The following is a 14,487-nucleotide window of genomic DNA, read 5'->3' on the forward strand; positions in this document are numbered from 1 at the left end:
TGTTTTTGCTAATCTATTTTCTGTCGAAGAATGTGTTTAGAGGCGAGGAAAATGGGTGATCAAAACACTTTTTGTTATAATGCTCCTAGGTGTACTTTTTCTTTCTCGGTTATATATTTGAGGAGCGTTAAACCCAACAACAAGCCAACACCAAAATAAAGAGGTTCAGGGCATTTTTGGCCTCCAAATAGCAGCCCCCCATCAGCCCAATCTTATCCCCCTCTTCCCAGATAACCTGAAAGTGGATCAACACCCACTGCACAGACCCAAAAGGGAATATCAGGTTCCCAAAAAAGCGACTATCAAAGTTTTCTTCTCAACCTCCACATATTTTATTTTCAAGCATGACAAAGTAAACTCACTATCCTCAAGAATCTTATGTAAACAAGAATCATTTTATGACAAATACAAAGTTACATAAGATACTCTTTATAGATGAAAATCCCGCGCCCGGAGCAGAGGACGCAGACTATACTATTGGACGGGTGGCGGGTATAACGGCCATATACTGACATGTGAGTTATGGAGTTGGTTTTTCAGGTGTATTTTATTTCGTTATATTCTTGTATAGAACATGTACAAGTTTTCTGCAGTATCAGAGAAGAACAGACAGATATCATAATAGGCTGCTAGATAAGATGGCGGTTCTAAGCGACCCAGACGATGAAATCATAGACATAATGATTCCAGTGATGATTTTCGCAGGAATACTTGCCTTCCTCACATACCTAAAAATGAGATGGATTTATCAGGCCTTATAGCCTATAGTGCCCGCAGCTGTATGGTTCGGCACAATAATCGCCATAACACTCATATGGATCAAAAAATAAATGAGGGGGATAAGATTGAACGGCATAACATATCCTCCTTCTCATACACGTCATCCATATGATACTACTGCAGGAACATGGTACACTTGAATATAGCGAATAAATGGAAATCTATTTTTTCAGAAGGACACTTAGATTGAAATGGGGAGGTCCTATGTACACTGAAAGTATGCAGAGGCATGTCCAGAGGATAGGGTACAATGTGAACCGATTCAGGGGTAACCTTCTCCTTCTGAAGGGCGGGAAGAATCCTGAGGAACTCAAAGAGGAATTTATGGATATCGAACGTTCCTTAAGTGAAATATTCAATGATATAAGGGTTGAAGTCCCGGATCCTGGACTGGAGGGTGCGCACAGCACGATCCTCAGGGCGGCGGGGATTTACAGGGATTCTCTGAGGGAGTTCATGAGGTTCTATGATGATGGTGATGATGACCACTTTGTCCATGCGGGTCTCATGATAAATGAGGCCAATGAGCTCCTCAACGAGGCAGCTTCAATGATGGGTGTCTAGCTAGGGTTTTTCTTCAGCTCTGTTTCTTTTATCTCTTCGGGGGTGGCCTTACTCAGGGGTGTCTAGCTAGGGTTTTTCTTCAGCTCTGTTTCTTTTATCTCTTCGGGGGTGGCCTTACTCAGGGGTGTCTAGCTAGGGTTTTTCTTCAGCTCCTGGCTATGAACCTCATGTATATGAACTCCACTAGCCTCCCGTAGATCCAGGGTACCAGGATGAACATGGTGATACCTATGGCACCTGTGAGTATTCCCAGCAGCCACTCGGGATACTGTTCCGGCCTCCAGGTTCCTATGATGTAGGTGAGGGTGTTCAGCATACCACCGGCAACGGCCATTATGAGTCCGGCCACCCAGTACCTTCCAAAGTCCTCAGCCATTAAATGCCTCCAAGCCTCTATATTTGAACCTCAGCGTATCTGGCTCCTTGGGATGAATTTAAGTGCCGCTGAGTTCATACAGTACCTCTTACCTGTTGGCAGGGGGCCGTCATCGAATACATGGCCAAGATGGGCGCCGCACCTCGCACAGAGGACCTCACAGCGCACCATTCCAAGGCTCCGGTCCTCCCTGAGTTCCACATTGTACTCTGATATGGTGTCATAGAAGCTTGGCCATCCTGTGCCTGAATCAAATTTGGTTTCTGAGTCAAAGAGGTCTGTGCCGCAGCATACGCAGCGGTATATACCGTCACCATGGAAGTCATGGTATTCGCCTGTGAATGGAGGTTCTGTGCCTCCGCACCTTGCAACACGGAAGGCCTCGGGTTCGAGTATCTCCCGCCACTCCTCAACGGTTAATTCGATCTTTTCAACCATCTCAACATTTCCACCTGCAGCGGAGAATATGGGTATTTTTTCACTCATGACTGGAAATATGTTCTTAAATGTATATTAGATTATATTATAATCATTCATCTTTTTAGAGGGATCTCAGATCCATGACTGCAGTGTTTCATGACCGTCCCATGATGGATGATAAGGGATCGTCTGCGTGTCATTTAAAAGACAATGGAACTCCCCATTCAGACATGATAGATGATAAAAAGATAGTATTTGTGGGAAACTCACCGGGATGGTGATAATGGAAAGAATAAGGGAGGATGTCTCAAATTTCAAATCTAATTCAGGCAAATTCAATGGTGCTTGGCGGCTTATCACTCACAGAAAGCGCCACATGTGTAACCTCAGGTATCTCGGAGGTTATACGCTTTGATATCCTCTTCACAAGGTCCCAGGGGAGTTCAGGGACACTTGCGGTCATTGCATCAAGGGATTCAACCATCCTGATGACCACGAGATAGCCGAAGTCCCTCACATCACCCTTAACACCGGTCACCATGGTGTCTGTGAGCACAGCAAAGTACTGCCAGAGGCTCTCATGGAGTCCGCTTTCAAGGACCTCCTCCTCCACGATGGCGTTGGCCCTCCTGCATATCCCTATTTTCTCCTTGGTTATCTCACCCACGATCCTCACCGCAAGTCCAGGACCAGGGAATGGCTGCCTCTGGATCATCTCACGGGGAAGGCCGAGTTCAAGGCCAATTTCCCGCACCTCATCCTTGTACAGTTCCCTTATTGGTTCCACTATCTCAAGCACCAGTCCATGGGGGAGTGCAACGTTGTGGTGGGATTTTATCTTACCCTCACTCTCGATCCAGTCGGGGGCTATGGTACCCTGCACCAGGTACCTCGCGCCTATCTCCTCTGCAACGCGTTCAAAGACCTCAATGAAGACCCTCCCGATTATCTTGCGTTTCTCCTCAGGGTCCGTCACACCCTCAAGTTCCCCCAGGAACTCGTCTGATGCATCAATGTATCGGAAGTTAAGCCTATCACTGAAGGTTTTCTTCACGTATTCTGCCTCGCCCTCCCTGAGGAGTCCATGGTCAACGAAGACCGCTGTCAGGTTATCACCTATGGCCTTACCTGCAAGTACAGAGGCCACTGAACTGTCAACTCCTCCTGAGAGTGCTATTATTGCCTTTTCATCACCCACGGTATTTCTTATCTCTTCCACAGCTTCCCGGATAAAATCAGATGGATTCAGCATTAATATCACCGGATAAAAATGATTGGTTTAATTATTTGTGTGGCTCCTATTTAATGTTAAGGTCAGCCTTTTCCATGAAATCTTTGCCTGATGTTGGGTGTCTCTTATGAAACCTTTATATTAGATGTTTCTGCGGACTTCATGGAAGTTTTCAGAGGTTTTTTTTGAAGGTGTTTCTATTGGAGGTTTTCACAGACCTCATGGAAGTTTTCGAAGACCCGGTGACCATCCTGTGTATGGTGTACCTCAGGGTGGAACTGTATACCGTAGACTGGCCTCTCATGGTGTTTCATGGCCTCCACCTCACATATGCTAGAGGTTGCAAGCACATCGAAGTCCTCGGGGAGCCTCTTAACCTCATCCTTGTGGGAGGCCCATACACTCATCCTGGGGCCGAGGCCCCTGAAGATGTCATCCTCGTCCAGTATCTCCAGTTCTATCTGGGCGTAGCTCTCTGCCTCGGCGGTTGCAACCTCCCCACCGTAGGCCATGGCTATGAGCTGGTGGCCCAGGCAGATACCCAGTATCGGAATATCGAGTTTCTGGATGTACTCAACACAGTTACCTGCCATCTCAAGTGATGGGCCGCCACCGAGTATGAGGCCATCTGGTTCCATTGAGATGATCTCATCCAGCGGTGTTGTGTTGGGCACGAGACTGGAGGGTATCTGGAGATACCGGAGTGTCCTGTGTATTCTGTGGTTGTACTGGCCGTGATTATTGATGATGAGTATCATAAACATTCTCCCTGTCTGATTCTGAAAATCTATTTATATTTCATTGGATAATTAAATATTATGGAGGCCATGGATATAATTTACATTCTGGTTGCACTTGTACTTGCGGTTGTGGCATTCTATGTTCTTATCTGGTTGCTGCCGGTTATAGTGGTTCTTATAATAGCCTATGTGATATACGTCTTCCTCAGGGATGGAAGATGACACTGGAGGGGTGCATATAGCGGTCCCTGATTTTCAGGATATAATGTTACCCATCCTGAGGCTGGCAGCTGAGGGAGAGCAGAGTTTAAATGGGTCCATAGAAAAACTTGCAGAGGAGTTCCAGTTATCCCAGGACGATTTAAACGAACTCATGCCGAGTGGCTCGCCAAAATTCAAAGGCAGGGTTTCATGGGCCAAGACATACCTCAAGAAGGCGGGTCTTCTTGAATCAAGGAAAAGGGGATTTTTTAATATCACAGAGCGCGGATTGGAGATTCTTAAGGGGGATCCGCATGCCATTGACGTTGATTTTCTGATGCAGTTCCCTGAATTTGCAGAGTTTTGTGGGGGATCAGGGAAACCAAGGAAGACCCGTAAAAAGCTTCAAAAAAGGACCAATTCGAGTAGGGAGAGGCTCACCCCTGAGGAGAGACTTGAAAGGGCCTATGATGAACTCAGGAAGGGCCTCGCAGCCGAAATCCTGGATATGGTCAGGAACAGCTCACCTGAATTCTTTGAACGACTTGTTGTGGATCTACTTGTGAGGATGGGTTATGGAGGATCCAGGGAGGATGCAGGGAGTGCCATTGGCAGGCAGGGGGACGGTGGAGTCGACGGAATAATAAAGGAGGACAGACTGGGACTTGAGGTTATCTACATACAGGCTAAAAGGTGGAACAGTTCAGTGTCCCGTCCCGAGATCCAGAAATTTGCGGGTGCACTGCAGGGTAAGAGGGCAGCGAAGGGCATATTCATAACCACATCGAATTTTACGGAAGGTGCAAGAGAATATGTTTCCAAAATTGATAGCAGGATAGTGCTTGTTGATGGCATGCAGATGGCGGACTATATGATTGAACATGGTGTGGGTGTAACTGAGGTGGCCTCCTATTCTGTTAAAAAGATTGATAATGATTATTTTTCTGAATGAGGAGAATCCCTTCAGAGTCTCTGTATTTCACTGTAGGCATAGGTTGCTGCAATTGCCCCCTCTGCACATGCTGTTACCCACTGGTTCAGGCCCCCGGTGATATCCCCCGCCGCGTATACAAGGGGGATGTTTGTCCTCTGCCTTTTATCTGTTATGATGTAGCCGCCATCATCCACCTCAACACCCAGTTCAACTGCGAGCTGATTGAGGGGCTCTTCACCTATGGATATGAATATCCCATCAACCTTCAGGGCCTCATCCTCACCTGTTACACGGTTGTGTATCATGACCTCCTCAACCCTATCATCACCCCTTATCTCGGTTACAACAGAGTTCCATATCACAGGGATGTCCATTTCCTTCAGCTTTTCCTGGAGGTACCTGTCGGCCCTCAGTTCATCCCTCCTGTGGACTATGCTGACGTCACACCCTATGTTTTTGAGGAACACTGCCTCCTGGGCTGCACTGTTTCCTCCACCAACCATGAGGACCTTCCTGCCCCTGTAGAGTGGGCCGTCACAGGTTGCACAGTAACACACACCCCTTCCAAGGAGGTCGTTCTCGCCTGGCACGCCCAGCTGCCTGTGCCTGCTCCCTGTTGCAAAGATCAGTGCGGAGGCCGTGTAGGTGTCCCTTGAGGTACTGACTGTGAACACGTCATCCTTCTCTATCTCCTTCACTTCCTCCATTTCCCTGAGCTCAGCCACCTTCGTGGCCTGTTTCTTCATTTTGGTGACAAGGCTCATCCCGGCTATCATTTCAAATCCAGGGTAATTCTCCATCATGGGGACCTCAAGGCCCAGTCCACCTGCAGGGCCCTTATCCAGCATGAGAACACGACTTCCCTGCCTTCCACCATAGATACCTGCTGTTAGTCCTGCGGGGCCAGCCCCTATAACTATTATGTCGTAATCAGTCATCATACCACCTTCAGGTTTTATCTTGGTTTTTGATTGAGATAAAGATTTAAGTAAATGACCTATCTGCATTAAAAAAATTAATGGTATACTGTGATTATGAGGTGTTTAAAGGGGACTAAGCGGGATCTAAGTTTGCATTGAAAAAGGTAATATATTTTTGTGAACTAAAATGTAAAATGAGGTTTCTAGAGTCTTTCCCGGATTTTTGAGTTCAGTATCCTGTTTACAATCTTACCATCGGCTCTACCACGCAGCCTACCCATGGCCTGACCCATCAGGGGTCCCATTGCACCCATACCCCTCTCCTGGATCATTTCATGGTTAAGCTCAATGATCTCATCTATCACAGCCTCAACCTCATCCTCTGTGAGGAGCAGGAGGTCCAGTTTCTCTGCAGCCTCACCTGCTGTTACACCATCATCGGCCATGCAGGCAACTATGTCCCTGAGGGCATCCTTTGACACCTTACCCTCCTCAAGGAGTCTTATGGCGTCTCTGAGTTCATCAATGCCAATAACGTCCATATCATGGCCCTCCCTTCCAAGCTCCCTGAGGGTGTAGGCGAGGAGTGATGCTATCACGGTCACATCAACCCTGAACTCTGCGAGGGCCTCGAATTCCTCAACAAGGTTTCTCTTAACAAGCTGGGATGCAAGGTCCCCACTGAGGCCATACTCCCCTATGAGCCTCTCCCTCTTCTCTGATGGAAGCTCAGGGAGGTTCTCCCGGATCCCGGCGATGAATTCCTCTTCTATGCTGAATAGCGGTATGTCTGTTTCAAGGTACATCCTGCTTGAGGTTGGGAGTGGCCTGAGGTACTGGGTGTTACCGTCGGGAAGGGCCTTCCGGGTCTCCTCCGGCACACCATCAATGGCCATCCTGGCGCGTTTCATGACCTCCCGGAGGGCATTCTCCGCTGTCTCCCTATCATGGGCCACCAGGACCACCGCATCATCCTCTGAGGCATCAACAGCATCCCTGAGTGCTTTAACCTCCTCAGGGGTTATGCCGTAGGCCGGGAGTTCATCGGTGTGGAATATCCCCTTAACGCCCCTCTTCTTTGCATAGTCAGCCATCTCTGTACCTAAACGTCTTCCGGGCTGTATTTCAGTTCCTATCAGTCCATGGAAGCCCATCAGTTTAACAGCGAGTACTGATTCTGCCGAGGATATTATCCTGGAGGCCGTATCCCTGAAGACCTCTGAGACATCAACCAGATCCCCATCAACCGAGGCTCCCCTCTTCCTGAGGATGTTTCTTATCTCAACCAGTTTCAGCTGCCTCATGACCTCCCTCTCAACTATCTCCGGGATGAGGTCAAGGTCCTGGACACCCTTCACCTCGACCCTGGCCCCCTCACGTATGGATATGTTGAGGTCCTGCCTTATGGTCCCGAGGCCCCTCTTAACACGGGTGCTCCTGAGCACCTGGCCTATCTGGTATGCGACATCCCTGAGCTGCTGGGGGTCACTGATGGATGGGTCTGTGGTTATCTCAACGAGGGGTATGCCCAGGCGGTCCAGTCTGAATACAACACCATCCTCTGTCTCCCTGATCCTCCTTGCGGCGTCCTCCTCAAGGCAGAGGTTCTCTATTTTAACAGTCCCCTGTGGTGTTTCAAGGTGGCCGTCGGTTGCAACAAGGCCCGTCCTCTGGAAGCCCCCGGTGTTGCTGCCATCGATGACCTGCTTCCTCATGGTGTGGAATTCATCCACAACCCTCATGTTGAGGAGGAGTGCGATTGTAACTGCAAGTTCAAGGGCCTCTCTGTTTAGGGGGTGGGGTGGCTCCTCATCTGCCTCAACCAGGCATGTTCCATCATCGTAGTTTTCGTAGTGGAAGTGGAGCTTCCTCATGGCCTCCTCAAAGGCTGCCCTGTCGAATTTCCCGAGTTCACTCTGGGTTGGCCTGAGGTTCCTCACTATGTCATGGTCAGGTTCTGAATCCATGAGTTCTGTTCTGCAAGGGCAGAAGAGTTTGCTCTCTGTATCAAGCTGCTGGTGTATCTCGAGGCCCATTTTGAGCCCTATTTCATCCCAGTTCATCTGATCAACCCCTGAAGTATGCTATGGATGTCTTCCTGTTAATTTCCCCTGCAATGTTATCCATCATCATTTCACGCACCCTTTCGGGTTCATCCGTCTGTCCCAGTGTCCAGCACATCTTTACGTAGGCAACCTCCGGCAGCATATCTGCGCAGGGTATGACGCCCGCCTGGAGGAGCCTCCTTCCTGTGCTGTAGACGTTCATGTTGACCCTTCCATTGAGGCACTGGGATGTCATGGCAACGGGGACCCCCATATCATGGGCCTCCCTGAGTACCGGTATCAGTGTGTCGGGGCAGTGTCCGAGGCCTGTGCCCTCCATGACCAGTCCCCTGTAGCCCCTCTCCAGGTGCCATTCTATGATATCAGGGGACATACCGGGGTAACTCTTTATGAGGGCAACCCTCTCCTCAACCCTTTCATGGAGTTCCAGTTCACCTGAACCCCTCTTCCTGTAATTATCATCAAGTATTTTGATGTCCCCTGGTGTTACCTCTGCAAGGGGAAGGGCGTTTATGCTCCTGAAGGTGTCCCTCCTTGAGGTGTGCATCTTCCTCACCTTCACTCCCCTGTGGAGGTGGCAGCTGAGGTCATCCATGGTTGCATGCATGCAGACCGTGACCTCCGCTATATCAGAGGTGGCGGCCCTCACCGAGCACTGTATGTTGAGGCTTGCATCCGATGATGGTCTGTCTGAACTCCTCTGGGCGCCTGTGAGGACCACAGGGACTGGAGTCTGGAGCATGAAGCTGAGGGCGGCGGATGTGTAGTGCATGGTGTCGGTTCCATGTGCAACAACAACACCATCTACACCGGCATCTATCTCCCTGTAAACGGCCCTTGCGGTTTCAACCCAGTATTCGGGTTTCATGTTCTCACTGAGGATGTTTAGGACAGCCTTACCCCTTATGTTTGCCATATCCAGAAGTTCGGGGTTTGCCCGGAGGAGGTCATCTGCGGTGAAGGCCGGGTGCACTGCACCTGTACGGTAGTCTATTATTGATGCAACGGTACCGCCCGTTGATATTATGGATACATCTGGTAGGCCGGGGTCCTCACTCACATCAACCGGGGGGAGCTCTATTTTTGGCTCTGAACCCCTCTCAATGAGCTCTATTTTTGCGTCGCTGATTTCAACTCCAATGTTGTATCCGTTTTTGAGTTTCAGGACGATGCGCCTGTCATCTGCATCATCTGCACGGTCCAGCACCATACCCTCATAGGTCACATCGGGTTTCTCCACCCTAACGGTGTCACCCACCTCTATTGAGGCTGATTCAAGGAATTTCCTGGCTGATCCACGGTATGACATTAAAATTCCCCCTCAAGGTTCTTCCTGGCCCAGTCTGCTCCTGCCTCGAGTATTTTAAGGTTGATATCTATTATCTTATCCTTACCAGAGAAGGTGAACCTTATGGCATCCCTGAAGGATTCCTCATCGAGGCCTGTGATTCCAAGGGCCATAATAACACCCAGCATGGCGGTGTTGGCGGCCCTTCCGGTGCCGTGTTCCTTTGCTATTTCAAGGGCCGGCACACCTATGGCCCTCACATTCTTTGTACCCCTGAAACCAGAGGTTGCGGTGTCATAGAGGATCATACCACCCTCCCTGACATCACCTGCAAATTCATCTATGGATGGCTGGTTGAAGGCCACTAGGATATCTGGCGTGTCAACTGCCGGTGAGCCCACCCTTTCACCTGATATGACAACTCCGCAGCTGGATGTACCGCCCCTCTGTTCGGGTCCATAGGCAGGGTACCATGATGTGTGTCTTCCCTCACTGCAGGCTGCCTGTGCCAGTGTCAGCCCCATGCTCAGGACTCCCTGACCACCGAAACCCGCGATCTTAACCCTCACCTCAGGGAATTCCGGGTCATCAACAGGGTCCGGCACAGAGTCCTCCCTTATCTGGAATATGCGGTCCAGGCTCTCCCTTGAGAAATCGCTCTCTGATCTTATGAGGGGTTCTGTCTCGGATGAGCGGTCCCTGAAGTTCTTCACGGGAAATTCCCTCTCCATTTCCTCCTTGAGGAACCTCTCAGCACCCTCGGCGTCCTGCCTGAGGTTTGTGGGGCATGGGGATAGCACCTCAACGAATGCATAGCCCTTACCATCCCTCTGGATTTCAAGGGCTCTTTTAACAGCCCTTTTAGCTTTCCTTATGCTCTTGGGGTCTGCAAGGGAGACCCTCTCTATGAAAACCGGGGCCTGGAGGTTGTCGAGGAGTTCACACATGTGGAGGGGATAACCTGCGTATCGTGGATCCCTGCCCCCTGGACAGGTAACTGTAACCTCACCTATGAGGGTTGTTGGTGCCATCTGACCTCCTGTCATACCGTATACGGTGTTGTTGACAAAGAAGACCGCCATTTTCTCGCCACGGTTTGCGGCCTGTATGGTTTCATTGAGGCCGATGGAAGCGAGGTCCCCGTCGCCCTGGTAGAGTATGACCACGGCATCATCCTCTGCACGTGATATCCCTGTCCCCACTGCAGGGGCTCTCCCATGGGCCACCTGCACGTTTCCGCAGTCAAAGTAGTAGTATGCGAATACCGCACAGCCAACCGGGCTTATCATGACTGAACGCTCCTGTATACCCAGTTCATCAATGGCCTCGCCTATGAGCTTGTGGAGTATTCCATGGCCGCAGCCTGCACAGTAGTGTGTGGCTGTGGGGGCGCTTCCACCCTTCCTCTCGAATACATCGTGGAGTGAATCTGGTTTTCTGATCACCTTTTTAGTCATTGGATTCCCCCGCGAGTTCTCTGATCTTCTTGAGGATGTCCCTCAGTTCTATGAGGTTTCCACCCATTCTGTTTACGAGTTCAACATCCCTGCAGCCGGAGGCCATCCTTATATCTTCCCTCATCTGGCCACTGCTCATCTCAACCGATATGAAGGTGCAGCCACGCTCTGCAAGCTCCCCGATTATCCTGGAGGGGAAGGGGAAGAGTGTTATGGGCCTCAGAAGACCCACCTTTATACCATCTGCACGTGCTGTGTCAACCGCGCTCTTTGCGACCCTGCTGCTTATACCATACGCCACGAGTACAATGTCAGCGTCCTCAACCATGTATTCCTCGTATCTCACCTCATTCTCCTCAACCGCTGCATACTTCTCCTGGAGGGAGAAGTTGAACTCCTCGAGTTCATCGAAGTCAAGGAATATGGAGGTTACGAGGTTTTTCATGGTTTCCCTGCTGCCGCAGACGGCCCATGATGTGTCTGGCCTGTGCTCCACGGCCCTTTCAGGAAAACGAAGGGGCTCTGCCATCTGCCCCAGGACGGCATCTGCAAGTATTATAACAGGGTTCCTGTATCTGTCTGCCAGTTCAAAGGCCTCCATTGTGAGGTCGCACATCTCCTGTACACTGTTGGGTGCAAGGACGATGTTTCTGTAGTTTCCATGTCCACCACCCTTCACAAGCTGGTTGTAGTCTGCCTGCTCCGGCCCGATGTTCCCGAGTCCAGGACCGGCCCTCATGACATCCACGATGACCGCAGGGAGCTCTGCGCCTGCAAGGAAGGATATTCCCTCCTGTTTCAGGCTTATACCCGGACCTGAGGATGCTGTCATTACCCTGTGGCCGGCTGCGGCTGCACCGTACACCATGTTTATGGCTGCCTCTTCTGATTCCGCCTGCACAAACTTCCTCCCGACCATGGGGAAGTACCTTGAGGCCTCGTGGAGTATCTCGCTTGCGGGTGTTATGGGGTAGCCGAAGTAGCAGTCGCAGCCCGCATACATGGCCCCTATTATCACGGCGGTGTTACCCTTAACCATCTGTGTCGCCATCTTCACACCTCTCTATGTGGACCTCTATTGCGTTGATTTCGGGGCAGGTATAGTAGCAGTTCCCGCAGCCGTTGCATCCCTCGCCGCGGTACTCGACGTAGTGGTAGCCCCTCTCGTTGATCCTGCTGCTCATGTAAAGCACTTTTCTGGGGCATGCGATTATGCACCGCTCGCATGCCTTGCATTCGACCCTGTTTATTACCGGATAGGCCTTCTTCATTGGTTTTCACCGTCTCCTTCAAGGTCATGCTGTCTGATCTCAACACGCCTTATCTTACCGCTTATGGTCTTTGGCAGTTCATCAACAAATTCAACTATCCTGGGGTACTTGTAGGGTGCTGTCACCCTTTTCACGTGGTCCTGTATCTCCTTCTTCAGTTCCTCTGATGGTTCATATCCCCTTGCAAGCACCACGGTTGCCTTGACAACCTGTCCCCTTATTGGGTCGGGGTATCCTGTAACTGCACATTCAAGGACCGATGGGTGGGATATGATGGCGCTTTCAACCTCAAAGGGTCCTATACGGTAACCTGAACTCTTTATTATGTCGTCGGTTCTCCCGACAAACCACATGTATCCATCCTCATCCATCCAGGCTGTGTCCCCTGTGTGGTAGTAACCGTCGTGCCATACCTCTGATGTCTTATCGGGGTTTCTGTAGTAGCCGTTGAAGAGCCCTATCGGTTTACCATCCTCTGTTTTAATAACTATCTCACCCTCTTCACCGACATCCACAGGTTCGCCGTTCCTGTCCACAAGTTCAACCAGGTAGCCCGGTGATGGTTTGCCCATTGAGCCCGGCTTTGGTTCCATCCAGGGGAAGTTTGCTATGCACACAACGCACTCTGTCTGGCCGAAGCCCTCCATGAGCTCCAGGCCTGTGTGTTCCCTGAACCTCTCAAAGACCTCAGGGTTGAGGGGTTCTCCTGCTGTTACCGCATATTCTATGCCTGAGAGGTCGTAGCGTGAGAGATCCTCCTTTATGAGGAACCTGTATATGGTTGGGGGGGCGCAGAAGGTTGTTATATCATATTTTTCAAGCTTCTCAAGCATCCTTTCGGGGTCAAAGCGGTCGTAGTCGTAGACAAAGACGGCGCTTCCAGCTATCCACTGCCCGTAGATCTGCCCCCACATGGCCTTGGCCCAGCCTGTGTCTGCGACCGTGTAGTGGAGACCGTCCTCCCTGACGTTCTGCCAGTACTTTGCTGTTATTATATGGCCGAGGGGGTAGGTGTGGTCGTGTTCGATCATCTTGGGCATTCCTGTTGTACCTGATGAGAAGTACACAAGCAGTGTATCCTCTCCGCCAGGACGGTCTTCAGGGGCCTTGAAGTCTTCCTGGATGTTACTGAGTTCCTCCCTTAGGTTTATCCATCCTTCCCTTTCCATGTCACTGACGATGACCCTTTTAACGTCTGCCCCCATTTCATCAATGGCACTGTCAAATACATCAGGCACACCGTCCTCTGCTATGCAGACAACCATCCTTATATCGGCTTCCCTTATACGGTAGATGATGTCCTTCTCCTTGAGCATGTGCGTGGCTGGTATTGCAATGGCGCCTATCTTGTGGAGTCCCAGGAGGGAGTACCAGAAGTCGTACCTTGCCTTGAGGGTCAGCATGACGGTGTCACCCTTCCCTATACCCTCCCTGGTGAAGAAAATGGCCGCCCTGTCTGAGAGTTCCCTGAGCTCACCGAAGGTTATCCTCCTTTCATCTCCACTGTCGTTGCACCAGACGATGGCTGTCTTGCCGGGTTCAATCTCTGCGTAGCGGTCAACAACGTCGTATGCAAAGTTGAAGTTTTCAGGTATCTTTATCTGGAAATTATCACGGAAATCCTCGTATGAGTCAAATTCAACACGGTTAACGAATTCATGTATGAGAGCAGTCATTGGCACACCTCTACATTATTATTGCAAGGAACCTGGCTCTTTTGCCATCAAGGGCCTCCATTGCATGTTCATATGATGAATCGAAGAATATGGAGTCCCCCTCATTCAGTATTATCTCATTGTCATGTATGTAGAACCTTATGCGCCCCTCCAGGACGTAGTTGAATTCCTGGCCGGGGTGGCTGTTGGTCTTTGGTTTTTCGTCACGGGGCTCCACTGTAACTATGAATGGTTCGGCCTTCTTGTGTATGAACTTCTCTGCCAGGTTTTCGTAGCGGTACTGTTTTCTCCTCTCAACCTCCACCCCCTTACCCTTACGGGTGACGGTGAAGATGTGCATCCTTGTCTCCTCACCTGTGAGCAGAAGTCCCATGTCAACGCCCATCTTATGGGCTATCTCAAAGAGTATGCTTGCCGGGATGTCCTCCTCTCCGGTCTCATAGCGGCGGTAGGTTTCCACGTCAATGTTCAGGTAACTGGCCATTTCATCTTCTGTGATTTCTGAGAGTTCCCTCAGTTCCCTTACACGGGAACCAATCTCCTTACTTTTCTCTTTCATGGTT

15 protein-coding genes are annotated in these 14,487 nt (G+C 50.3%); 3 read left to right on the forward strand and 12 right to left on the reverse strand.

Annotated features, from left to right (window positions below; translation table 11 throughout):
• Positions 1-984: 984 nt before the first annotated feature.
• Positions 985-1,344 (forward strand): hypothetical protein, encoded by a 360-nt coding sequence (locus ACPLJI_RS06260; RefSeq protein ID WP_013295921.1) that lies wholly within the window; start codon positions 985-987, stop codon positions 1,342-1,344.
• A gap of 145 nt (positions 1,345-1,489) precedes the next feature.
• On the opposite strand, the gene ACPLJI_RS06265 is transcribed toward ACPLJI_RS06260, so the two are convergent.
• The 4 genes from ACPLJI_RS06265 to ACPLJI_RS06280 form a co-directional block, all read right to left on the reverse strand.
• Complete coding sequence (locus tag ACPLJI_RS06265; RefSeq protein ID WP_013295920.1) at positions 1,490-1,720, reverse strand: hypothetical protein; 231 nt, start codon at positions 1,718-1,720, stop codon at positions 1,490-1,492.
• Between the two features lie 30 nt (positions 1,721-1,750).
• Complete coding sequence (msrB, locus tag ACPLJI_RS06270; protein ID WP_048901208.1) at positions 1,751-2,206, reverse strand: peptide-methionine (R)-S-oxide reductase MsrB; 456 nt, start codon at positions 2,204-2,206, stop codon at positions 1,751-1,753.
• Between the two features lie 259 nt (positions 2,207-2,465).
• Complete coding sequence (gene guaA / locus ACPLJI_RS06275) at positions 2,466-3,392, reverse strand: glutamine-hydrolyzing GMP synthase (RefSeq protein ID WP_424730243.1); 927 nt, start codon at positions 3,390-3,392, stop codon at positions 2,466-2,468.
• A 176-nt stretch (positions 3,393-3,568) separates the two neighbouring features.
• Positions 3,569-4,129: a GMP synthase subunit A gene (locus ACPLJI_RS06280; protein WP_374891594.1), complete on the reverse strand. Its 561-nt coding sequence runs from the start codon at positions 4,127-4,129 to the stop codon at positions 3,569-3,571.
• Between the two features lie 69 nt (positions 4,130-4,198).
• On the opposite strand from ACPLJI_RS06280, the gene ACPLJI_RS06285 reads away from it, so the two are divergent.
• Together ACPLJI_RS06285 and ACPLJI_RS06290 are read left to right on the forward strand one after the other, a co-directional pair.
• Complete coding sequence (locus ACPLJI_RS06285) at positions 4,199-4,333, forward strand: hypothetical protein (RefSeq protein ID WP_424741173.1); 135 nt, start codon at positions 4,199-4,201, stop codon at positions 4,331-4,333.
• 10 nt (positions 4,334-4,343) lie between these two features.
• Positions 4,344-5,264: a restriction endonuclease gene (locus tag ACPLJI_RS06290; RefSeq protein ID WP_424741174.1), complete on the forward strand. Its 921-nt coding sequence runs from the start codon at positions 4,344-4,346 to the stop codon at positions 5,262-5,264.
• A gap of 11 nt (positions 5,265-5,275) precedes the next feature.
• Here the strand turns inward: ACPLJI_RS06290 and trxB are convergent, their stop codons facing one another.
• From trxB to ACPLJI_RS06330, 8 genes are all read right to left on the reverse strand, one after another.
• A complete protein-coding gene (gene trxB / locus ACPLJI_RS06295; protein ID WP_424730245.1) occupies positions 5,276-6,184 on the reverse strand; it encodes a thioredoxin-disulfide reductase in 909 nt (302 codons plus the stop codon).
• Positions 6,185-6,369: 185 nt separating this feature from the next.
• The gene (gatE, locus tag ACPLJI_RS06300; RefSeq protein WP_424730246.1) at positions 6,370-8,229 is read right to left on the reverse strand and encodes a Glu-tRNA(Gln) amidotransferase subunit GatE; all 1,860 of its coding nucleotides are present in this window, start codon (positions 8,227-8,229) and stop codon (positions 6,370-6,372) included.
• A gap of 4 nt (positions 8,230-8,233) precedes the next feature.
• Entirely contained in the window at positions 8,234-9,541 is a 1,308-nt protein-coding gene (gene gatD / locus ACPLJI_RS06305; RefSeq protein WP_424730247.1) for a Glu-tRNA(Gln) amidotransferase subunit GatD, read from the reverse strand.
• Positions 9,541-10,977, reverse strand: a complete 1,437-nt coding sequence (locus ACPLJI_RS06310) for a 2-oxoacid:acceptor oxidoreductase family protein (RefSeq protein WP_424730248.1) — start codon at positions 10,975-10,977, stop codon at positions 9,541-9,543. Before ACPLJI_RS06310 ends, gatD begins: the two co-directional genes overlap by 1 nt.
• Positions 10,970-12,028 (reverse strand): 3-methyl-2-oxobutanoate dehydrogenase subunit VorB, encoded by a 1,059-nt coding sequence (gene vorB, locus ACPLJI_RS06315; RefSeq protein WP_424730249.1) that lies wholly within the window; start codon positions 12,026-12,028, stop codon positions 10,970-10,972. The genes ACPLJI_RS06310 and vorB overlap by 8 nt, the downstream gene beginning before the upstream one ends.
• Positions 12,009-12,248 carry a 3-methyl-2-oxobutanoate dehydrogenase subunit VorC gene (vorC, locus tag ACPLJI_RS06320; protein ID WP_237779802.1) on the reverse strand — a complete coding sequence of 80 codons (240 nt, stop codon included), beginning with the start codon at positions 12,246-12,248 and terminating at the stop codon, positions 12,009-12,011. Before vorC ends, vorB begins: the two co-directional genes overlap by 20 nt.
• The gene (locus ACPLJI_RS06325) at positions 12,245-13,924 is read right to left on the reverse strand and encodes an AMP-binding protein (RefSeq protein WP_424730250.1); all 1,680 of its coding nucleotides are present in this window, start codon (positions 13,922-13,924) and stop codon (positions 12,245-12,247) included. The genes vorC and ACPLJI_RS06325 overlap by 4 nt, the downstream gene beginning before the upstream one ends.
• 10 nt (positions 13,925-13,934) lie before the next feature.
• Positions 13,935-14,483: a helix-turn-helix domain-containing protein gene (locus ACPLJI_RS06330; RefSeq protein ID WP_424730251.1), complete on the reverse strand. Its 549-nt coding sequence runs from the start codon at positions 14,481-14,483 to the stop codon at positions 13,935-13,937.
• Positions 14,484-14,487: the final 4 nt, after the last annotated feature.

Origin of the sequence: Methanothermobacter sp. (assembly GCF_049720995.1) — an archaeon.
GTDB lineage: Archaea > Methanobacteriota > Methanobacteria > Methanobacteriales > Methanothermobacteraceae > Methanothermobacter.